Origin of the sequence: Saccharothrix sp. NRRL B-16314 (assembly GCF_000716595.1) — a bacterium.
Classification (GTDB): Bacteria; Actinomycetota; Actinomycetes; order Mycobacteriales; family Pseudonocardiaceae; genus Actinosynnema.
The window spans coordinates 1-20,498 of record NZ_JNXC01000055.1 but is presented as its reverse complement, the minus strand read 5'-3'; the positions used below and the strand labels follow the sequence as shown (position 1 = coordinate 20,498).

The following is a 20,498-nucleotide window of genomic DNA, read 5'->3' as shown; positions in this document are numbered from 1 at the left end:
ATCACCGGGCGCACCAGCGCCATCTCCTCCGGAGTCACCACCACAGAAGATCACACCGCCAACCTGTCCGATCATTCGACCTAACAAAGCCCTACTAGTCACTTCTCAAAAACGTTCCATTTCGAGAGAATCGCCGAGAGTCGCTCCGAGACGGTCCGTGCGGGCCAGTGTTCTTCTCACAACCCGTTCTCACCCAAACGGTGTCAGCAGGTGGTTGTGAGAAATGTTTGTGAGAGAATTCCGGGGTGAGCAGCGAGTCGGAACCCGCCGTCGCGTCCGATGCCGACGAGGTCGAGCGGCACCCGTGCCCGCGGTGCGCGGTGGCGCCGGGCTCGCCGTGCCGGTCCCGCTCCGGCGCGGTCGCCACCACCTACCACACCGGCCGGTCACCAAGGTGGCGCGACTGGCCAAGCTGCTGCGGGTGCCCGTTTCCGCCGACCGTTCACCGGGGCAGCCGTGGCGGCCGGGCACGTCGGCCGCGCCTGCCGGGCATTCGAGCGGCTGCTCGCCGAATGGGCCCCCGGCACCGCCGACCTGCAACGCTTCCATAACTCCCTACGCCGCGACGGCTGCACCGTCGACTCCACGACCGGCCAGATCACCCCGCCCACCGACCCCACCCCACTTCGGCCGCTGCGGTCCCTGGCCACGCTCACCGACCCCTCCGCCATCCAAGAACAACTCGACGGCATCCAACGCGCCATCCCCGACGACCCCGCCCTGGCCATCGGCAGCGCCAAGGAACTCATCGAGAGCACCGCCAAGGTCGTACTCACCGAACGCGGCCTCCCCGTCAACGACAAAGACGACCTTCCCGCACTCGCACGTGTCGCCCAGGAAGCCCTCGGCCTACACCCCTCCACCAGCTCACCATGCCCCGACGGCAGCGACGCCGTCCGCAAGATCCTCGGCGTCGTCACCACCATCGCCACCGGCCTCGGGGAACTCCGCAACCGCGGCTACGGCACCGGCCACGGCGCAGCAGGCCCCCGCGTCGGGCTCCACCCCCGACACGCACACGTCGCCGTCAACGCCGCGGTCACCTGGTGCCAACTCCTACTCGACACCCTCGCCGACCCCGACGCCCCCTGGCACAAGACCCCCTGACCGCCTACCGACCTGACCGAACGGCGGTGGCGCGGTTGGCAGGTGGAAGAACCGGGGCCACGAATTCCACGACTGCGACTGATCCGGATTGGCTGCGTGCGGTAGAAGTAGGGATGGACACGTCATCGCCGTCGCCCGGCGGTCCCGAAGCCGAAGTGGATCCGCCGTCACCCAGGGTGATCAGCGTTGGTCTGATCGACAACGACCCGATGATCCTGGGCAGCGCCGGTTCCTGGCTGTCCGGTCACGATCCGAGCATCGAGGTCCGTCACGTCGCCGCCGGGGTGGTCGGGTACCTGGCCCTCGACCCCTCCGACGACGTCGTCCTGCTGGACCTCGAACTCGGCGACGGCACGCGGTTCGTGGACAACGTCGACCGGCTCATGCGGCGCGGGGACAAGGTGCTGCTGCTGTCCGTGCATGCCCGGCAGCGCTTCAAGATGGACGCGGTCCGCGCGGGTGCGGTCGGGTACCACGTCAAGGACGGGGACCGCCGGTCGCTGGTGCGCGCGATCCGGGACATCGTCGCGGACCGATACGCGCTCGACCAGGAGCTGGCGTTCGCGATCAGCCGCGACCGCACGCCCGGCCGCCCCCGGCTGTCCGACCGGCAGGCGGAGGTGGTCAAGCTGCGCGGGCGCGGCGTGCCGATGAAGGTCATCGCCGTGCGGATGGGCATCAAGGAGAGCACCGCCTACGGTTACCTCGACCGGGCCAAGGCCAAGTACCGGGACGCGGGCACGCCGGTCAGCACAGTGGCCGACATCCAGGAGCGGCTGCGGGAGGACGGCGGCCTGTGAAATGAGGGTGGAATCACCGTCATCGGACCGGGCCCGGGTCGGGCAGGCTTGCCGCCATGCACACCCGAGGAGTCGAGGACCAGGTCAGAGCCTGGTTACTGCGCGCGTTGATGCTGCTGTGGGTGGCGCAGGCACTGCCGTGGGGCGCGCTCCTGTTCTCGTCCGGGTCGGAGTCCTCACGCGCTCCGGCGTCGGTTGTGACGAGCTACCTGGTCTACCTGGTGTGGGCTGGCGTCCTGCTGGGGTGGCTGCGCACGCGGTCCGACGTCGGCGCGGCGCCGATCGCCGCCGCCGTCGCCGTGATGACCGGGGCCGAGCTGCTGGTCGGCTTCGCGCTGCCGCCCGAGGCCGTCGCGACCTGGCAGAACTGGACGCCCGCGCCCTCCACCGGCGTGGCCGTGCTGGCCCAGGTCTACGGCGGCTACCGGTGGGGGACCGCCGCCGTGGTCGTGCTCGGCGGGAGCTACCTGGCGACCGGGCTGCGCGACCGGGGCCTGGAGCAGGCCGGCACGCTGCTCGGCGTCACCGGCCAGCTCGTGGTGTTCACCGTCGCGGCGGGCCTCGTGGCCGCCAAGCTGATCGACACCGCGCGCCGGGCCGACACCGAAGCGGAGGACGCCTTACAGGCGCGCGAAGCCGAGGCCCGCACGCGGGAACGCGACCGCCAGTACGACCTGCTGCACACCAACGTGCTCACCACGTTGACCGTCGTGTCCCGCCAGGAGTGCCTGTCACCGCAGATCCGGGCGAAGTGCGAGCGCGACGCCCGCTACCTGCGCGCAGTCGCGCACACCATCACCGCCGACACGGCGCCTGAACTCGACGCCGCGCTGGCCGAGGCGGTGTTCCTGCAAGGCGCGCACGATTTGGACGTCCACTACAGCTCCGACGGGCTGCCCGACGCGCTCGGGCCCGAGGCGGTCGAGGCCGTCACCCACGCGGTGACCGAGGCGTTGAACAACGTCGCCAAGCATGCCGGCACGGCGCAGGCGTGGGTCGTGGCCACCGGCGAGGAGGGCGGCGAGCTGGCGGTGACCGTCACCGACCACGGCCGCGGCTTCGACCCGGCCACCACGCCGTCCGGCACGGGACTGTCCCACTCCCTCCCGGCGCGGTTGGCCGAGGTGGGAGGAACCGTCACGGTCGAGAGCCACCCGGGCAGCGGCACGATCGTGGAAATCCGCCTGCCTCCCCGCTCGACCCCACCACCAGGAGGTACCACCGTGACAGCACCAGCCAGCGGCCAGGGTAATGCGACCGAGATCGCGGCGCTCGGATCGCTGTACCAGGCGGAGCGATCCGAGAACGTGACCCTGCTCAACATCACCATCGGACTATTGGGCGCGGTACTGGCCTACGCGGCGGCGTCGGTGGCGTTCCTGGACAAGGTGCCCCAACTGCCGAGGCTGGGCGCGGCGCTGGTGCCCATCCCGCTGTGGCTCGGAATGCTTTACAGCACACTGCTGGTGGCATTGCAGGGCAGACGTGGAGCATCCGCCCTGGCCGTGGAGGACGTGCTGTTCCGCCAGACCGGCATGGACTCGGACCTCCTCCGTAACCGGATCGGCTCCCGAGCCGGGGAATACGTCGTCAATCCGCGCGTCGCGCCGTGGCCCTACCGGATCCTGCTCGGTGTTGTCTACCTGGTCCCGTGGGCGCTGGTAGGTCTCTACACCTGGTACATGCTGGTCCACTACGTGAAGTCCGGGGCGACGCTGTACTGGTCGGCGGGCGGGTACGCGCTGTTGCTGGGTGTGGCCAGCGCGGCCTACTTCCGCGCCTCCCGCGACACGCCCAAGCTCACACCATCCCCCTGACCGCGCGGCGGAACCGCGACGAACCTCAGCACCACACAGCAGAGCCGAGCAACACACAAAACAGCAGGTCAAGCCGTGATCACCGCTTAGTGCTGGTTTCGTTCCAGCAGATCAACGGCTAGTGCGTTGACCACATAGGTTCGCCGGGCTGGTCAGGCTGCTCGTGGTCGCCCCCAGCGTTGGTGGCGTTCGCTGCGGATGCATGCTCGTTCGTCGGCGTTGGGCGTCGAGGATGTCGGGATGGCGGGCGTTGGCGTTGCGCCAACGCAGGTGTCGTTGCAGCTCACGGGCCAACACGGTGTGGTTGGGGTGGTTGGAGTTGGCGATGACGAAGGTCCGCAGCGGTCCGAACTGCGGCTCGATGGGGTTGGCCCAGGAGGCGTAGGTCGGGGTCAGGCAGATCTCGACGTTGTTGTCGGCGGCCCACGTGAGGATCTTTGGGGTCTTGTTGGCCGACAGGTTGTCCATGATCACGTAGATCGGCGCGCCGTCCGGTCTGGCCGCCCTGATCGACCGCAGGGCGGCCAGGCTGTGGTCACCGCCCTTGCGACGGCGGTTGACGCCCCAGAGCCGGTCGTCGCCGATGGAGTAGCAGCCGTGGAAGTAACGGATGCCGTGCGTGCGTCGGTAGGTCGCCGGCAGCCGGTCGGGACGCTTGCGCGGTGCCCAGCCGGAGCCGTGGTGCGGTCGGATCGACAACGGCCCGAACTGGTCGAAGGCGAAACACCGGTTCGGGAACCGGGTGAGGACCTCGTCGATGCGGTCGAGCTTGGCGTCGAAGGCGGGATCGTTGGAGGTCTTCCAGGTCCTGGTGCGCTGGAAGCCGATGCCGTGCTCGTGCAGGATCTGACGCAGCCGTTCGCGGCCGATGCGCACCCGCCGGACGGGGTTGCGGTGCAGGTGGGCGGCGAGTTTGCGCAGGCTCCACCGGGTGAAGGGCAGGCCCGCCCTGGCGGGGCGGGCCTTGGCCGTCGCCACGACGAATGCTTCGTCGTCGGGGCCGATCAGGCGGGGACGGCCTCCCGCCCAGCTAGGGTCCAGGGCCGCCAGGCCGCGGGCGTTGAAGTCGTGGATCACGTCCCGCACGGTGTCCGGGTCTGCGGCGACCAGCCGGGCGATCGACGGCGCGGGGGTCCCGGACGACGACGCCAGGATGATCATCGCCCGACGCATCCGGATCGTACCCTGCTTGCCCCGACGCACGTAGTTCAGCAGACGGCGGCCCTCGTCCTCGGTTAATCGACGTGCTCTGACCGGCTCGGCCATCGATGCCTCTCATGCTCGGCGGCGACTACGTCGCCGCCGAGCATGAGATCACCACGAACCGGCATCGGAGATCTTGACCGGCGTGTCCCCAACCCGGTGAATGTATGTGGTCACCGCACTAGCCCGATCGAGTGACCTCTCCTGCACATTGCTCCGAAAGGCCGTAACGAAGCTCGCTGAACGGGCGAGAACCAGTTATCACGTTGGAGCGGGAGGTCGCCCCATGGCCACCGTCGATGTCCATTGCCACGTCTTCAACGCTGACGACTTGCCGGTGTTCGGCTTCGTGCAGCGGGTGTTCCTGCACAATGCGAGACTCGGTGCGGCCGTCGCGGGTCTGCTCGACTTCGCGCTGCAGGGCTTCGCCGCGGATCACACGCGAGACCTGGCTCAGCTGAACACCCTGCTGGCGGATGGCGGCGGCTTGGAGGGTGTGAGCCCGTCAGTGCGACGCACGGACCTGGACGCCCAGGTCGAGTCCTCGTACGCCGTGCTGGCCGCCACGAACCCCGACCTGTTGGCGAGCGCCGGTGAGGCCCTCGCCGCCGAAAAGGGTGAGGCGGGGCTGGAGTCGTGCGGCTTCGGCGACGTTCGGCGCCTGTTGCGCTTCGTCACGCTGTTCACACGGTCCCGGCTGGACCTCGTCGCGGACCTGGCCACCGACTTCGACGACAGGCTGGACCTCGCCGTGCCACTGTTGGTCGACTTGGGCACCGGGCTGGGCGACAGAGGGGTGTCGACCCGTCGCCAGCAGATGGTGTTGTTCGAGAAGCTCAGCCGAGCGTCGATGCGCGGTCTCTTGCCGAACACCGGAAAGGTGCGGCTGCATCCGTTCGTCGGATTCGACCCGCTGCGCCAGTTGCGCGCCGAACGGACCGAGCCTATCGAGACGCCGTTGGATCAGGTCAAACTCGCGGTTCTCCAGTACGGCTTCGTCGGTGTGAAGGTGTACCCGCCGATGGGGTGGCGGCCGACCGGCAATCGGGCGCGCCGCAGCCTGTCCGAGCGCGAGGCGAAGCGGTTGGACAACATCGTGGACGAGCTGGCGGCTTGGTGCGTCACGGACCAGGTGCCCGTCACCGCGCACAGCGCGGACTCGATCCACGCCGATTCGGCGTACTCAGGCTTCGGGCGCCCCGAGGAGTGGTCGGCCCTGCTCGACCGCCACCCGGGCCTGCACCTCAACCTGGGTCATTTCGGTGGGTCGTCGGAGGCCCGGTGGCCGCACCGGATCGCCGAGGCGATGACGACCCACCCCGGTCTGTACGGCGACGTCGGCAACCACGGAGTCGGCTCCGCCGCCGAGGTCGACTCGTATTTCGCGATGCTGCGCGAACTGTCCGCGGAGGACGAAAACCTCCACCAGCGCCTCATGTACGGCTCCGACTGGTACATGGTCGCCCAACAAGACGGCTACGACCGGTTCCTGGACACCTACGAGTCCCGTTACGAAGCCGAATTCGGACGCGAACGCAAGGAAGCGTTCATGGGTACCAATGCACTGACATTCCTCGGCTTCGACAACGCCGACAACCGCAACGCCAGACGCCTGGCCGAGCGCTACCGCCGCTTCGCGCCCGATCGAATGCCCTCGTGGCTCGCACACCGACCCTGAAGGAGGCGACGATGCCCCGCCCCGTGATCACCGAAGCGCTCCGCCTCACGGACAGCCTCGACGAACTCGCTGCGTATGTCCGCGACAACGGCAAGGAACTGCTTGCCACCGCCATCCACACCCGTGCGATCGCCGGTCCGAAGGTCGACCTGGACGCGCCTGAGTTCAAGCGCCAGGACGACATGGTCGAACAAGGCCTGCGGGCGCTGGAGAAGCTGCGCGTGGCAGGCGGGCACGCGGACCTGACCGAAGTCGAAGCCGATGGCCTCGAAGCCATCGTCAACCTCGCGCTTCGTCCCGCGCTCCTGATGCGCGACGGCGACTTTCAGCCACCCAAGGTGCCGTGGCTCGGTCTGACGACCTACCGCAGGCCTATCATGCAAGCCTCCCGGAGGGTGGGCCGAATCCAGTGGGCGCACCCCCTGCCGGGCGGCCTTCCCTATCTCGGTACCGGGTTCCTCGTGGGCGAAGACGTGCTGATGACCAACGGACACGTGGCGAAGCTAATGTGCGAACCGAACGGTCATTACCGGCCGCGGACGTCGACGGTCGACTTCAGTGACGACCCCGACGCGGGCGGTTCGAACCGCGTCGACGTCGTGGAACTGGTTGGCGTGCACCCGGGCTACCCGCCGCGGCCTGACCTCGCGTTGTTCAAGGTCGACCGGGACTCGCCGTACTTCGCCGACGGAGTCGGGCACTTCGCGGTCCGGTCGGATCCGCCGGAACCACTGATGGGCAGCGTGGTCTACACGATGGGCTACCCCGCCTACGACACGCGCAACCGGGCGCATGCGATGCACCAGGTGTTCGGCGACATCTACAACGTCAAACGCCTCCAGCCCGGCGGCGTGATGTCCTATGAGGAGGGGACGTTCTACCACGACTGCTCGACGTTGGGCGGCAACTCCGGGTCGTGCGTGGTGGACCTGGAGAGCAACCAGGTCGTCGGACTGCACTTCGGCGGCGCCTACCTCGAGCGCAACTACGCGGTCGCCCTCTGGACGCTGCACGACGACCCGCTGCTGGCGAAGGCCGGCGTCGAGTTCGACTGACGGGGAGGCGACGTGGCCAACTTCGCGATCGTGGTCGGCATCGACCACTACGAGAACGAGAACCTGGCGCTAAAGGGAGCGGTCGCAGATGCCCTGCGGTTCGCGGACTGGGCCACTGACGCGGGCGGTGTACCGCAAGAAAACTTGCGCCTGCTACTCAGTCCGCACGAGCCCGTCCCACAACCGCACGGCCCCGCCACCTCGGAAGGCATTCGCACCGCTTTGTACGAGGTGTCCTCGGGTGGCGCGACCGACGCAGACCGCTTGTTCTTCCATTACGCGGGTCACGGGCTCACCTCACCCGGCATCGAGGTTGGGGCGCCTGGCGAACCGGTGCTGGTGCCGTCCAATGTAAAGGTCTGGGGGCGGGACAAAAACCTCCTCGTCCTGTTCTCGGCAGTGGTCACGGAACTGCGCGGTGTGGCTCCCCTGGAGCAGTTCTTCTTCATCGACGCCTGCCGCGACCTTGCCCTCCAAGACAGTTTCCGGCCGATGGTCGGCTCGCTGGGCGCCGCGTGGGTCCCGGAGCGTGCTGGCGATCCCGTGGTCGCCAACCAGCACATCCTGTACGCCACCTCCCTGGGCCAGCGTGCCGCCGCGAACGCGGTGCTCAATCAGGGTGTATTCACGCCGCTGCTGGTGGAGGGACTGCGTGGGGCGAGCACGGCATTGGCGTGGTCGCACCGCGAACAGCAGTACGTGGTCCGGTTCAGCACGCTGTCCCAGCACGTGAAAACCGCCGTCGGCAGGCGATTGGCGGGCATGTCGGGCGCCGAGGGGTTCGTTCAGCAGCCGCAAATGCCAATGACCGGCGCGGAAGACGTCGTGATGACCAGGGTTCCACCGGACGAGGTGCCTGCGGTGACCGTCCACATCCAAGTGGCCCCAGGCGCCGCCCGCAGGGGCTGCACTCTCAGTGTGGCGAGCCCACAACCGGGCTTCGACGGATTGCGGAAGACCTTCAGACCACCCGTCGCGCGGACGTCGGTGGTGGAACTGCCGCCATTCGACTACACCTTCCGCGCCTGCGCCGACGGGTTCACCGAGGCGAAGGAAAGCCACCAGGTCTACGAGTCGATGGTCATCCCTCTAGAACTCAAGGGCGCACACCCGCTCACTCCGCCGTCGGCCCCTTCCGATCCGCCCACTCCGGAGGGCGGTCCGTACCAGCCGCATGGCGGTTCGTACCAGCCGGGCGGCGGTCCGTACCTGCCCGGTGGTGGTCCGTACCAGCCAGATGGTGTTTCGGACGTGCGGGAGCCAGCCGCCCGCCAAGTGCCCGCGCTGGAGAGCACCGGGGATGACGTGCCGTCCACAGGCCGCCTGGAGGTGCGCTGCCCGGACAAGTCCGCCACGATCGCCGTGTGCGACAACGAGAATAGGCAGGTGGCCACGGGTTTCGGTGACGTGGTGGCGGACCTGCCTCCGGGGCTGTATCGGGTACGGATGGTGCTGCCGGACGGCGGCGGCGAGCGGTTGGTCGAGGTCGAACCGGGCGGCACCACATCGACGGCGGTCGAGGCATCGGCCTCACGGCTGGCTCCTCATGTCGTCGAACTGCTGGCAACGCATCGCATCCGCGCGGACGAGTTCGGATACGTGCGGCTCGCCAACCGGATGCCGCCGATCGCCAGGCCGTCGTTGGCCTCGCTACTGGCGTTCGCGGCGTTGGCGGCCAATGGTGCGGAGGCACCCCGACTGCGCGAGCTCGGCGTGGCCGATGTGCGCGGCGATCGCCCCATGGCGCTCGTCATACTCGGCTCCAATCGAGAGGGTGGTTTGCCGGTCGGGGCGGAACTCGTCGTCCGCGGCGGTGATGGCCGTACCCTCGGAATGGGCTCATTCGAGATCTTGGCCGAGTTCCCGGTGGCGGCACAACGGTACGTGGCGTTGCCACCGGACCAGGTGCGGTTGGAGTTGCGTATCCCGGGACACACACCGACGCGCTACGCCGTGAGCCCGTTGCCGGGACGGGTTGCCGTGCTGGTCGTCGTGCTCGAAAAGGGCAGCCAGGTGGAGGTGCAGCAGTACCAGTTGCCTGCGATGGCCCACGACTCACGTGGTCGAATCGACCTGCGTGGGCTGCGCCGGATCGAGCTGGCTCAGCGCTACTACTCGACCGGTGGGCCCGCTCCGCAGGGACGTGCGCTGGTTGACCTGCTGAGCGGCAAGTGGCTCGACCCGCTACTGGGCTGCGTCAGCGGGTACCGGCTCGTGCAGCAGGGTGACGCTAAGCGGTTCGCCCGTGTGGCGTTGAGGAACATGCTGCGAGACTTTCCCCGGCTGCCCGACAGCCACGTGCTGGCAGGGCTTTGCCTTCCCGACTACGCGGACAAGCACTTCGAGGAGGCGCTTGCGCTGGGGGTGCCAACGTTCTCCGCTGGACTTGTGGGCCTCTACGAGTGGATGCGCAGGACAGGGCGGAAGGCTGAGCCGGATTTCGTCGACATCGCCACCAATCTCGTCCCCGGTTCGCCGTGGACCGCGTGGGCGGCGGACCGGCCCACATTCCTCGTGCACGACGGGACGTTCGACGTACCGACCTTCGGGCGGGACGACCTCGTCGACGCTCCGCAGCGGCTGCACGACGTGATCGCTGCAGTGTGCCGGGTCGAGCCACAAGATACCGCTCACGAGTTTAGCGGCACAGGTTTCCTTATTGCCCCTGGCGTGGTCGCGACCTCGCCGTTCGTCGTCGAACACTGCCTGGATCGCACCGGCAGGATCCCGAAGCTCGTCCGCCCCGTGCAGGTCGACTTCGGTGCGGAGAAGCCGCCGACCCCGCAGCAGTTCACCGTGGTGGACATCAGGGAGCCAGCCACCAATCCGGGAGTGGTGCTGCTACACCTGGAACCCGGCCCGAACCTTCCTGAGCCGCTGCGGCTCGCACCCGCGCCGGTTCGTGGCACGCTGGTGGCCGTCGTCGGGCACCCGGTGTGCGGCACAGCGGCCGACGGGCTGAAGCACGTGATGCCGGGTCGAGTACTGGGGACCGACACCACGGTGGTTCGGCACGACTGCACGACCGGACCAGGCACGGCCGGAGCTCCACTCATCCGCGTGGACAATGGAGAAGTATTGGGCATCCACTTCGCGGCAAACCACGATGCCGAGAGGGAGGGGCGCGCGCTGCCGCTTCGCCGGCTGTAACGGGCAGCCGAGCACTAGTAGGACTTTGTTAGGTGCTGTTGACCTGCGGATTCACGCCGTCACCCGCGAAGCCAGCGCAGGGTTCACGAGCTCGACCACCGCGGAGGACCGGTATGGCATGGGCCACCAGCTGGCGTGCCACGGCCGTCGATCGCGAACATGAGCGACCGCACGGCGGCCTGTCGCAGTCCGCTTCCGGAGAACTCCTCGACCGGACTGTCCACTGTGGTGTTCCCGTCGACCGTGTGCCGCAGCCGCAGCGAGTTGTCGTACGCGGGCAACCTGAGCCGCAAGGCGTTGATGCTGCCCGGTCCGGTCAGCTGCGCGAGCGGCACCCGGCCGCCGGCCAGACCCCTAACCGTCCTGCTGGCGGTCGTGGCACCGGGTGCGGCTGGCTTCGGATCACAGGTGCCGGAGGCGCGCAACATTCGCCAGCACGTCCTCCGCGCGATCGGACCTGTTGAACGCACGAATCCCGTCCACCGAGGCAAAATCGCGGTACGCCACGTGGTAGAAGTTCGGGTTGTGCTGCACGGTGATCCGCATGGATTCCCGATAGGGCATGGGTACCTCTACGTACACGCCACCAGAGCTCCGGTCGGTGTTCGCGACCAGGGGGTGCACGACGGCGCGCCCTCCCTGCCGTCGACCAGTTCCTGCAGTCGCTGACGATGCTGCTGACCGAGGGCTGGAGGTTGGAGGTGCCGCCGCTGAACGGGCGCCGACGGCGTGCAGGTTGGTCGTCCCCGCGCATGCGGGGGTGGTTCGTGGACAAGAAACCGGACAGACGGCGGCTCGGCGTCGTCCCACGCACGCGGGGATGGTCTCACCGCGGCGACGTAGGACTCGCCGATCTCGATGTCGACTTGATCAGGAGGCTGGCCTCAATTGACAACGGCCGGCTCCCGCTTGTGGACAGATCGCCATCGGTGCCCCGATCTCACCTGGCCTAGATGTACCTGGTCAACACGTTGGTGACGGTGTGTCGGCTTGATCATGGGTGAGGCCTCCGGGTGCGGTGGTGATTGCGACGTCAGTCACCACCGCCGGAGGCCTCGATGGGACACGCTAACGCCCGCCTGACCGTGCATGGACGCCTGGTCCTGGTTGAACGGGTCACCGCTGGCAGACCGGTCGCTCACGTGGCCAAGGAGTTGGGTGTCTCGCGGCAGTGCGCGCACCGCTGGGTGCGCCGGTTCCGCGAGGAGGGCAGGGCGGGCTTGGCCGATCGGTCCAGCCGGCCGCATCGGATGCCCACCCGCACCCCGGCCGAGGCCGAGGACCGGGTCATCGCCGCCCGGACACGGCTGCGGTGCGGCCCGGCCCGGCCCGGATCGGCCTCGCCACCGGCGTCCCGGCCCGCACGGTGTCCCGCGTGCTGCTCCGACGCGGTCTGCCGCGGCTGGCGGAGTGCGATCCGCTGACCGGACACCGCATCCGAGCCACCCGGCACACCACCCTGCGCTACGAGCACGCCGCCGCGGGCGACCTGGTGCACCTGGACGTCAAGAAGATCGGCAGGATCCCGCCCGGAGGCGGTTGGCGGGCCCACGGCCGCGGCACCCGCCCCGGCACGTCGCGGGGTCTGGGTTACGACTACGTCCACGCCGCCGTCGACGACCACTCCCGCCTCGCCTACGCCGAAATCCTCACGGACGAACGCGGGACGACCTGCGCGGGCTTCCTGCTCCGCGCCGCCGCCTGGTTCGCCGCCAACGGCGTTCCACGCCTGCGCCGCGTGCTGACCGACAACGCCAAGAACTACCTGATCTCCCGCGACTTCGCCGCCGCGATCACCGCGATCGACGCACACCACAAGACCATCAAGCCCCATTGCCCCTGGCAGAACGGCAAAGTGGAGCGGTTCAACCGCACCCTGCAGACCGAATGGGCCTACCACGACGTCTACCCCGACAACACCGCCCGCACCGCTGCACTGGCACCCTGGCTCGACCACTACAACACTGAACGCGGTCACACCGCACTCGACGGCCGCCCACCCATCAGCCGCGTCCAGTCACCAACCTCATGACCAGGTACATCTAGCACGACGACTACACCACACCACTGACACTCGCCGTGCTCAAGGCACTCGACCACGACCACCACGACGACCTGCCTGACCTCGCACGAGCAGCTGCCGCCGCGGCACACCCCAACACCAAGACCAAGACCCTACGAGCACTGAACGAACTCAACCGCGGCCTGCACCACACCGACATCAACACCATCATCGACGCCTTCACCACCCACATCACCCATGACAGCTGAGCCCGGACTCAGCACCGCTGAATACCACCACCTCGCCCTGCTCGGACAACTCGTTACTGACGCAGCCACCGAACACCGGCACACCGCGATCACCGTCGCGGTGGACCACATCACCCAATACCGCGACCACGCCACCTGGGCCGACATCGCCGCAGCCCTGGGTATCACCACCTGCCTACGCGAATGTGTCAACGGCGCTCGAATTTGGGATCTGGCACGGTTTCCGTGATTGCCGAGGCGTGTCGTCAGTCGGCGAGCAGGATGCGTTTGCGGAGCAGGTCGGGGTTGGCTCGTCCGTACATCTGCCGTTTGATCATCTTGATGCGGTTGACGTGTCCTTCGACGGGGCCGGAGTTCCAGGGCAGTGTCAGGCCCGCGGTGACGGCGTCCTGGTCGCGTCGTAGCCGGTCACGAAGGAGTGCAGCGCGGGGAGGTCGTCGTTCTCCACCGCCGCCATCCACTCCTCCAGGCGCTCCCCGCGCAGGTCGCACATCATGGTGGCGAACGAGCGCACATGTCCCGCCAGTGCGATGAGCTCCGGGCTTCGGGTCAGGATCTCGTCAAGCCATCGCTGGTCGTCGTCGGCGATGTTCCCGGGGTTGCTCATGATCGAGCCCGCGACCCGACGGACCTTCGGCACCGGTGGCGCCGGTTCGGGGACGGGTGCGCCGGTGCGAAAGGGCGCAGGTAGTCCCGCACGATCTGATACCGACCGCGGTAGCCCTGGGCCTCGATTTCCTCGAACAGCAGCGTCGCGTTGGTGCAGCCCGCGGTCCATCGCCGGTGCAGGTAGGGCTTGAACTCCTCGAGCAGGCTGTGTCTGCGTCCGGTGCCGTCGGTGGCCAGCAGTTCGTCGACACCTGTGGCGCGGACGAAACGACGGACCGTTCCCTTGGCCAGTCCGAGTTCGGCGACGATGGCACGGACACCCAGACCTTGACCGCGCAACCGGTGCACCGCGGCGTAGCACTCACGGGTGCGGACGGCGATCCGGTCGGTCCGCACAAGGCCCGGCGCCGGTGTCGATGCGGGCGGTGCGGCACCGGCCAGTGTGTCGATCGCCGACGTGGCGTCCTCGGGTGGTCGCAGGCAGGCGTGGTGCCTGGCGACGGTGCGTTCGACGGCGGTGGCCAGGTTGTTCCAGACGTGCCACCGGTCGGCGACCTGCAGCGCCTGCGGTGCGCCGAGACGGGCGCCTTCGGCGTACGCGCCGAGACGGGTGCCTTCGGCGTACGCGCCGGCACGGTCGCGGCACACGATCCCCACCCCGGGATGCTCGCGCAGCCATGCGGTCAAGGTCCCGGCGGTGCGATCGTCGAGTACGTCGACCGGGCTGCCGGACTCGATGTCGACGAGCACCGTGCCGTAGACGTGTCCCCGGCGCAGGGCGAAGTCGTCGACGCCCAGCACCCTCACAACACCCGCTGGTTGGTCCGGCAGCGCCCCCGCACCAGCCTCAACAGCGTCATCCGGCTCACGTCGACGGCCACGTGAGAGGTCAGCCGCGCGCCGGCCCGGCCACCGAGCGCCAACGCGATGCGCTCCAGCATCCGACCCAGGCCGACGCTGCGGCGACCGTGCCTGATGGTCAACCCGGCGACCTGCTCGACGAACGTCGCCCGCGCACAGTGCTCGTTGCCGCAGAACAACCGCCGCACCCGCAGGTGGATCACCGTTTCCCGGCCGCCGACCATGAGATCGGACAGTAGACGCTCGTAGCGACTGTGTACCCGGCGTGACGCGAACCCGCAGGTCGGGCACGCCACAGCCCGGTCGTGAGTGGTGGCCCGGATCCGTACCGACCGACCAGCCGCGGACACCTTCTCGATCCGCAGGTCAAGCAGGTGAGGGAACACTACACCGAGTAACTCCGAGACCGACACGCGACATGATCAGCTACCAGTGCCTCATCACGGAAACCGTGCCAGATCCAGTTTTCACGCGTCGTCGACAATACCGTGGGGCTCACGGTGGCGCACAACTCCGGCGTAGTCGAAGGTGCCGTGTCACGGCTGAAATCGATCAACAGAAGTATGTATGGGCGGGCGAAGTTCGACCTACTCTGCAAGAAGGTCCTCTGCCGAGTCTGACCCCACTCACATGTTGATCACCGCAATCAGCGACAGGACCCGGTTCAGAGAGCACCATCAGGACGTCCGGGTCGAGACCGGGGTTGAACACGGTGACCTTCGTGGTCACGGCGTGGGTCCACGCTTGCAACGCACCCGCGGCGAACCTCCAGGACGACGCCATGTACACCCTGCGTGGTGACGGGCGGCCCGTCACCCGCACCGCACAGCTCACGGCCTGCGAAGATGATGGGCATGGCGCCAAGACCGCTCCGGGTGTTCGTGAGCTGCACCAGCGAACTCGCCACGTTCCCCGAAAGCCGCTCCTTCGCGCAGGCGGCGGCCGAGGCCATCCGCGCCGCTGGTGCGACTCCAGTGCGGGCGCGGACCACCGGTTCCGACCGTTGGGAGCGGCTGGGCCACGTGGACCTCGTACTGCTCGTGGTCGGGTTCCGCTCGGGTCTCGACGAGATGTCCGGCGGGCACCGCGTGCTCAGCGAGGTCGACCTCGACCACGCCGCGCGGGCGGGCGTGCCCTTCGTAGCCGTGGTGTTGAGCGAGAATGTCGTCGGCCCGGCCCGATTGTTCCGCGACCCGCAGTACCCCGGCCGCCAGGACGAGTTCCGCGCGCGCCTTGACGACCAGCCGACGGCTTCGGATCCCACGGAGCTGTACAAGGCCGTCTTGGCGGCGATCACCAAGCACATCCGCACGCACGGCGGCAACGCCGCAGGGCCGGTGCTGCGACGACTGCCGCCCACATTGCCCCGCGTGTTCTTCGGCCACGGCGACCTGTCGGAACTTCTCCGGGAGGGCCGCGGTCCCGGCGTCACGGTGCTGGCCGGACCTCCGGGCCACGGCAAGAGCACGATCGCCGCGGTTCACGCCCTCACGAACGCGGACGACTACGAAGTGCTCTGGTGGATCTCGTGCACAGTGCCCGACGCCGTCCCGCTGGCGCTGGCCGAACTGGCACGGGCGTTGGGATCACCGGCTGAAGGCGTGACCCGGGCGCTTGACGACCTCCCCCGCCTGATGCGCCGCCACCCGGGGCGCTGCCTGGTGGTGCTCGACGACCTCTCCGATGCCGGTGCCGAGGCCGTGCGGCCAGTCCTGGACAGTGGCTGGGAGGTGCTGGTCACCGCCACCAAGCCGACCTTCGACGCCCGCGAGACGCACTGGGTCACCGGTCTGGCCCCCCACATGTCGGTCGAACTGCTGACCCTCGCGTTCGACCAGCCGATCGAGATCGCCGAGCACGTGACGTCCGACATGATCGGCGTTCCCCTCGCACTGACCATCGCCGGGGCGTTTATCCGCACTTTCGGCTACGACCAGTACCGGGCCGACTTCTCCGCCGTGCAGCGTGAGTCGTTGCGAGGCAAGGAACCGGAGAATACTCCTCGTGCGGCGCGGGTGGCCGCCCGGCTGTTGTTGCGCGCGCTGCGCAGGCACGACATGGCGTTGTTCCGGGCCTTGGTGCTCGCGGCCTGGCTTGGCGGCGACCACGTCCCGATCCGCGTGCTCGCCTGGGACCTGGACGTGACGTCGGGGCGGGTCGTTCCGGTCCGCAGGCGGGAACTGACCGGTGGCTGGCTCACCCGGCCTCTCCGCTTCTTCGGGTTCGTCGACGTCCGCACGATCACCTTGCACCCGATCATCGTCGCCGAGTTGCGCGCGGCCGGCGAAGCCGAGGGCGGTGCGGAAGCCTGGATGGCCGCGGCGTCCCAGGTACTGCTCGAAGAGGTGCGGGACCTCTCCGGCGTGAACGACAGCCGGTCCGGCTGGGAGTTCCTGATCGGGCAAGCGTTGGCCGTGCACGGGCAGGTCCAGAACCTGCGCTCGGCACGCCCGGCGGTCAGCGAGATGCTGCGTGACGCCGCGCGCTACCTCGCCGACGTGCAGGCGGATGAGCCTGCGCGGCGCATCCAGAAGGACGTCCGCGCCCTGGAGCGCACCGGCCACGACGTCATTCAGGGCGGCGCGCTGGGCGCGCTGGTCGTCAGCTCCCCGATCACCGGAACGAGGTCCGATCGGCTGACCGAAGCGGCGCTCGTGGCAAGGACGTTGCGCATCTCCGGTGACCTCGAAGGGGCGCTGAGGGTGCAGGACGAAGTCGTCCGACTCACCCTCGAACGCTACGGCCCGGACGACAGCCAGACGTTCAGCGCGCGGTTGGAGCTGGCGACGTTGCTCCGCGAGATCGGTGACGACGAGCAAGCTCTCGCCCGGCTCGAAGATCTCGCCGATCGGGCGACCACGATCATGGGGGAAGAGCACCCGCAGACGTTGAGCGCGTGGTCCGAGCTCGCCGAGGCGCTGCACGACGCCGGGGACTCACGGCGCGCGATGTCGCTGAGGCAACGAGTGGTGAGCACGTCCCAACGAATCTACGGCCGCCTGCACCCACGCACCCTCACGGCGAAGACCATGCTGGCGGCGGACTACCTGGACTTGGGCGATACACCCGCGGCGCGAGAACTGGCGGACGAGGCGTTCGAGGGCACCCGGCGCGTGCTGGGTCCCGATCACCCCGACACGCTCACCGCCGCGAGCACCCTGGCCGCCGTGCTGTCCGCCGTCGGCGATGTGGGCGCCGCACGCGACCTCGACCAGGAGACGTATGAGCGCTACCGCGACACACTGGGTGAGGACGACCCGGCCACGTTGCTGGCCGCGAACAACCTCGCCGGTGACCTGAGGCTGCTCGGCCTGGTCGAGCAGGCCCGTGACCTCGACCAGGACACCGTGCGACGCCTGCGACGGGTCCTGGGCCCCGACCACCCGCACACGGTGCGCGTCGCGGAGAACCTGGCCCTGGACGAGAAACTGCTCGACCAACCCCGGCGGTCGCGTCGCGACACCACGCGCCAGAAGCGGGGTGTGTGATGGTCGACCCTTCGGCTCAGGGCTGGCGCAGCCGCTTGCGCCCCAACTACCGCGGTGACAGACGGCTGGTGGCCGACCCCTTCGACCTCATCGTCGAAGCCGCCATCGTGCAGTCCCGGGTCCGCGAGGTGTTCACGCCGCACCAACCGATCCAGCCCGGCTACATGCTCGCCGGGCGTGGCGCGGAGATCAACCGCATCGTCCAGGTGCTGAACACGCCGGGGCAACACGCGCTGCTCTACGGCGACCGCGGCGTGGGCAAGAGCTCGCTGGCCAACGTCGCGACCTACGCGGCCCACCAGGCGACGATGTTGCCGTACTACGTCAAGCGGTGCGACCACACCGACACATTCGAGTCCATCTTCCGCGAACCCCTTGCAGCGGCGGGTGTGGACGTGCAGCGCGTCGAGTACACCGCGCAGGAGACCAAGACGGCCAAGACCGAGGCGAAGCTCTTCGACGCCGTGGGCGTGGAACGCGAACAGCAACGCAGCAGCACGTCCACGTACCGCCCGGAAGGGCTGATCGGCGCGGCCGATGCGGCGCAGCACCTCGCCCAGCTCACTGGCTTCATGCTGATCGACGAGCTGGACGTGGTCGAGGACCAGGCGACACGGCGCAAGATCGCCGAGCTGATAAAGCTCCTCAGCGACACCTCCGCACCGTTCAAGCTCCTGCTCGTCGGCATCGCCGAGACCGCCGCCGACCTCACCGACGGGCACAAGTCGGTGCAGCGCTCGTTGCGCGAGACCAAGCTCCATCGCATGTCCGTGGACGAACTGCGCTCCATCGTCCGAGCAGGCGCCGACGCGTTGCGGCTGCGGTTCGAGGACGACGTCACCGCCGAGATCGCGAGGCTCAGCGCGGGCTACCCGCACTTCACCCATCTGCTCGCACTCAAATGCGCGGAACACGCCATCCGCTTGCGTGAGGACGTCATCACGTCGGCCGCGCTGCCACTGGCGATGACGACAGCGGTCGAGGACGCCGAGGGCACCCTGCGGCACCAGTACGCCGAGAGCATCCGATCCGCCAGCACCAGCTACCGCGAGGTGCTCGTCGCCGCCGCGTCGCTGGACACCGACGAGTTCACCGTCGCCCAACTACGCACCGCGGCCCAGGGACGCAACATCACCAACGCGCTGAGCAGGCTGAGCTCCGATGGCGGCCCCACCGTCCTGCGACGCTTGAGTCGAGGTGTCTACCGCTTCACCGACCCCCGGATGCGCAGCTACATCCGCATCATCGAGCCCTTCTGACTCTCGGCGGATCAAGCGCCTTCAAGGCGAACGCTCGTCGAAAGACGCAGGAATCAATCCAGCACCTGAGCACTGCGCCTGCCGATTACTCCATCCAGGCAGGTCAGAAGGGCCATCAGGACACGCTTGGGATGACCCGTGGACGCTCGCGTTCCACGGGCTCGTCGGGTGACGCGGCATGATAACCGGATCCCGAAACCCCATACCGAGAACTCGATCGTACCGCGGGACGGGGCCTGCCGAGCTGAGGATTGCTTGTCCAGGTGCGTTGGCCGCCGAGGCCCCGGTGAGAGGTGCGCGGGGGCCGCCTGGCTCGATACCGCGACCTCACTTGTGATCAGCCTTGTGCGATGACGACGCGGACGGGAAGTTCGAGGTCATCGGTGTTGACGTCCTGCTCGAACCCGGCAGGGTTGTCGATGCGCCGCCCGGGGTCGTAGACCACCGCGACAAGTGCTGCGACGTTCGCCTGCCGCCGGTACACGAACATATCCTCAACGAGCTGGCGCCGTACCTCCTTCGCACCCAGCGAGGGGCGGGTCATCTTAGCCTCGACGGCCACTTTCTCCTGCCGCAGAACGAAGTCGATCCGGTAGGAACCGCCTGCCCGGCGCGGTGTCGTCTCTTCCACCTCCACGTCGTCGAAGTGCAGTCGGAGCACGGCGTGGAGCACCCGTTGAACGTCGTACTCGTCGACGATCGCCAAACCTGTGGGGTGTCAGAACTCTGCACTGGGATGCTGAGCTGCGACGATCGCGCATGCTGGACCTCCAGGGCATGATCGTGAGGTGTGGCGTTACGACTGCTGTACCTGATCTTCGTCCGACTCGGTGACTGGCTGGTTCTGCTCGGCCGGTCCTCCGCGGCCAAGGACGTCGAACTGCTGGTACTGCGGCACGAGGTCGCCGTGCTGCGACGAACCAACCCCGGTCCGCGGTTGGACTGGGCCGATCGCGCTGTGCTCGCCGCGCTGGTTCGCCGACTCCCCCGACGGCTGCGCGAGCACCGGTTGATGACACCGGGAACCATCCTGCGATGGCACCGACGCCTGCTCGCGAAGAAGTGGACCTACCCCAACCGGACAGGGCGCCCCCCGATCGATGAGCTTCCCCCGGTAACTCGGTGGCTTTCCAGACATGGTCCGATAGGGGCCTGAAGGGAGTCGTCCGTGGCACCACCGAAGAAGTACCCTGACGAGCT

15 protein-coding genes and 3 pseudogenes are annotated in these 20,498 nt (G+C 68.3%); 12 read left to right on the top strand and 6 right to left on the bottom strand.

Annotation, left to right across the window (positions count from 1 at the left end):
- Positions 1-245 precede the first annotated feature (245 nt).
- The 4 genes from OQ02_RS47405 to OQ02_RS38395 all read left to right on the top strand — a co-directional run bounded on the left by OQ02_RS47405 (position 246) and on the right by OQ02_RS38395 (position 3,724).
- Positions 246-551, top strand: coding sequence for a zinc finger domain-containing protein (locus OQ02_RS47405; protein WP_442973740.1), 306 nt, complete (start codon positions 246-248; stop codon positions 549-551).
- Complete coding sequence (locus OQ02_RS38405; protein WP_081916255.1) at positions 457-1,107, top strand: abortive infection family protein; 651 nt, start codon at positions 457-459, stop codon at positions 1,105-1,107. Before OQ02_RS47405 ends, OQ02_RS38405 begins: the two co-directional genes overlap by 95 nt.
- Positions 1,108-1,283: 176 nt before the next feature.
- The gene (locus tag OQ02_RS38400) at positions 1,284-1,907 is read left to right on the top strand and encodes a response regulator transcription factor (protein ID WP_033443608.1); all 624 of its coding nucleotides are present in this window, start codon (positions 1,284-1,286) and stop codon (positions 1,905-1,907) included.
- 56 nt (positions 1,908-1,963) lie between these two features.
- Entirely contained in the window at positions 1,964-3,724 is a 1,761-nt protein-coding gene (locus OQ02_RS38395) for a sensor histidine kinase (RefSeq protein ID WP_156077597.1), read from the top strand.
- Between the two features lie 152 nt (positions 3,725-3,876).
- On the opposite strand, the pseudogene OQ02_RS40585 reads toward OQ02_RS38395, so the two are convergent.
- Positions 3,877-4,990, bottom strand: a pseudogene (locus OQ02_RS40585) (IS630 family transposase).
- A gap of 100 nt (positions 4,991-5,090) precedes the next feature.
- On the opposite strand from OQ02_RS40585, the gene OQ02_RS38385 reads away from it, so the two are divergent.
- Genes OQ02_RS38385 through OQ02_RS38375 form a run of 3 tightly spaced genes read left to right on the top strand, consistent with a single transcriptional unit; the run spans position 5,091 to position 10,810 of the window.
- Positions 5,091-6,605, top strand: a complete 1,515-nt coding sequence (locus OQ02_RS38385) for an amidohydrolase family protein (protein ID WP_156077596.1) — start codon at positions 5,091-5,093, stop codon at positions 6,603-6,605.
- Positions 6,606-6,616: 11 nt separating this feature from the next.
- Positions 6,617-7,660 carry a trypsin-like serine peptidase gene (locus tag OQ02_RS38380; protein ID WP_156077595.1) on the top strand — a complete coding sequence of 348 codons (1,044 nt, stop codon included), beginning with the start codon at positions 6,617-6,619 and terminating at the stop codon, positions 7,658-7,660.
- A gap of 12 nt (positions 7,661-7,672) precedes the next feature.
- Positions 7,673-10,810 (top strand): caspase family protein, encoded by a 3,138-nt coding sequence (locus OQ02_RS38375; RefSeq protein WP_033443605.1) that lies wholly within the window; start codon positions 7,673-7,675, stop codon positions 10,808-10,810.
- Between the two features lie 402 nt (positions 10,811-11,212).
- Here OQ02_RS38375 and OQ02_RS38365 read toward each other — a convergent pair whose 3' ends face one another.
- Complete coding sequence (locus OQ02_RS38365; protein ID WP_156077594.1) at positions 11,213-11,374, bottom strand: hypothetical protein; 162 nt, start codon at positions 11,372-11,374, stop codon at positions 11,213-11,215.
- 494 nt (positions 11,375-11,868) lie between these two features.
- Between OQ02_RS38365 and OQ02_RS40580 the strand changes: the two are divergent.
- The 3 genes and pseudogenes from OQ02_RS40580 to OQ02_RS44505 all read left to right on the top strand — a co-directional run bounded on the left by OQ02_RS40580 (position 11,869) and on the right by OQ02_RS44505 (position 13,310).
- A pseudogene (locus OQ02_RS40580) lies at positions 11,869-12,842 on the top strand (IS481 family transposase).
- A gap of 47 nt (positions 12,843-12,889) precedes the next feature.
- Complete coding sequence (locus OQ02_RS38355) at positions 12,890-13,081, top strand: hypothetical protein (protein ID WP_033443602.1); 192 nt, start codon at positions 12,890-12,892, stop codon at positions 13,079-13,081.
- Complete coding sequence (locus OQ02_RS44505) at positions 13,071-13,310, top strand: hypothetical protein (RefSeq protein WP_156077593.1); 240 nt, start codon at positions 13,071-13,073, stop codon at positions 13,308-13,310. The genes OQ02_RS38355 and OQ02_RS44505 overlap by 11 nt, the downstream gene beginning before the upstream one ends.
- A gap of 16 nt (positions 13,311-13,326) precedes the next feature.
- Here the strand turns inward: OQ02_RS44505 and OQ02_RS47400 are convergent.
- The 3 genes and pseudogenes from OQ02_RS47400 to OQ02_RS46445 all read right to left on the bottom strand — a co-directional run.
- Positions 13,327-13,490: pseudogene (locus OQ02_RS47400) on the bottom strand (ISL3-like element ISMdi2 family transposase); the annotation flags it as partial.
- 194 nt (positions 13,491-13,684) lie between these two features.
- Positions 13,685-14,491, bottom strand: coding sequence for a transposase (locus tag OQ02_RS46450; protein WP_231500430.1), 807 nt, complete (start codon positions 14,489-14,491; stop codon positions 13,685-13,687).
- 2 nt (positions 14,492-14,493) lie between these two features.
- Positions 14,494-14,847: a transposase family protein gene (locus tag OQ02_RS46445; RefSeq protein ID WP_269321666.1), complete on the bottom strand. Its 354-nt coding sequence runs from the start codon at positions 14,845-14,847 to the stop codon at positions 14,494-14,496.
- Between the two features lie 558 nt (positions 14,848-15,405).
- Here OQ02_RS46445 and OQ02_RS38340 point away from each other — a divergent pair.
- Together OQ02_RS38340 and OQ02_RS38335 are read left to right on the top strand one after the other, a co-directional pair.
- Complete coding sequence (locus OQ02_RS38340) at positions 15,406-18,039, top strand: tetratricopeptide repeat protein (protein ID WP_156077592.1); 2,634 nt, start codon at positions 15,406-15,408, stop codon at positions 18,037-18,039.
- Complete coding sequence (locus OQ02_RS38335) at positions 18,039-19,298, top strand: nSTAND1 domain-containing NTPase (RefSeq protein ID WP_197043697.1); 1,260 nt, start codon at positions 18,039-18,041, stop codon at positions 19,296-19,298. The genes OQ02_RS38340 and OQ02_RS38335 overlap by 1 nt, the downstream gene beginning before the upstream one ends.
- 337 nt (positions 19,299-19,635) lie before the next feature.
- On the opposite strand, the gene OQ02_RS38330 is transcribed toward OQ02_RS38335, so the two are convergent.
- The gene (locus OQ02_RS38330) at positions 19,636-20,004 is read right to left on the bottom strand and encodes a hypothetical protein (RefSeq protein WP_156077591.1); all 369 of its coding nucleotides are present in this window, start codon (positions 20,002-20,004) and stop codon (positions 19,636-19,638) included.
- Between the last annotated feature and the right edge of the window lie 494 nt (positions 20,005-20,498).

Coding starts and splice junctions, on each gene's coding strand:
- OQ02_RS38395 (WP_156077597.1), top strand. CDS start 1,964: ATGCACACCCGAGGAGTCGAGGACCAGGTCAGAGCCTGGTTACTGCGC.
- OQ02_RS38385 (WP_156077596.1), top strand. CDS start 5,091: ATGTATGTGGTCACCGCACTAGCCCGATCGAGTGACCTCTCCTGCACA.
- OQ02_RS38380 (WP_156077595.1), top strand. CDS start 6,617: ATGCCCCGCCCCGTGATCACCGAAGCGCTCCGCCTCACGGACAGCCTC.
- OQ02_RS38365 (WP_156077594.1), bottom strand. CDS start 11,374: ATGCCCTATCGGGAATCCATGCGGATCACCGTGCAGCACAACCCGAAC.
- OQ02_RS44505 (WP_156077593.1), top strand. CDS start 13,071: ATGACAGCTGAGCCCGGACTCAGCACCGCTGAATACCACCACCTCGCC.
- OQ02_RS38340 (WP_156077592.1), top strand. CDS start 15,406: ATGGCGCCAAGACCGCTCCGGGTGTTCGTGAGCTGCACCAGCGAACTC.
- OQ02_RS38335 (WP_197043697.1), top strand. CDS start 18,039: ATGGTCGACCCTTCGGCTCAGGGCTGGCGCAGCCGCTTGCGCCCCAAC.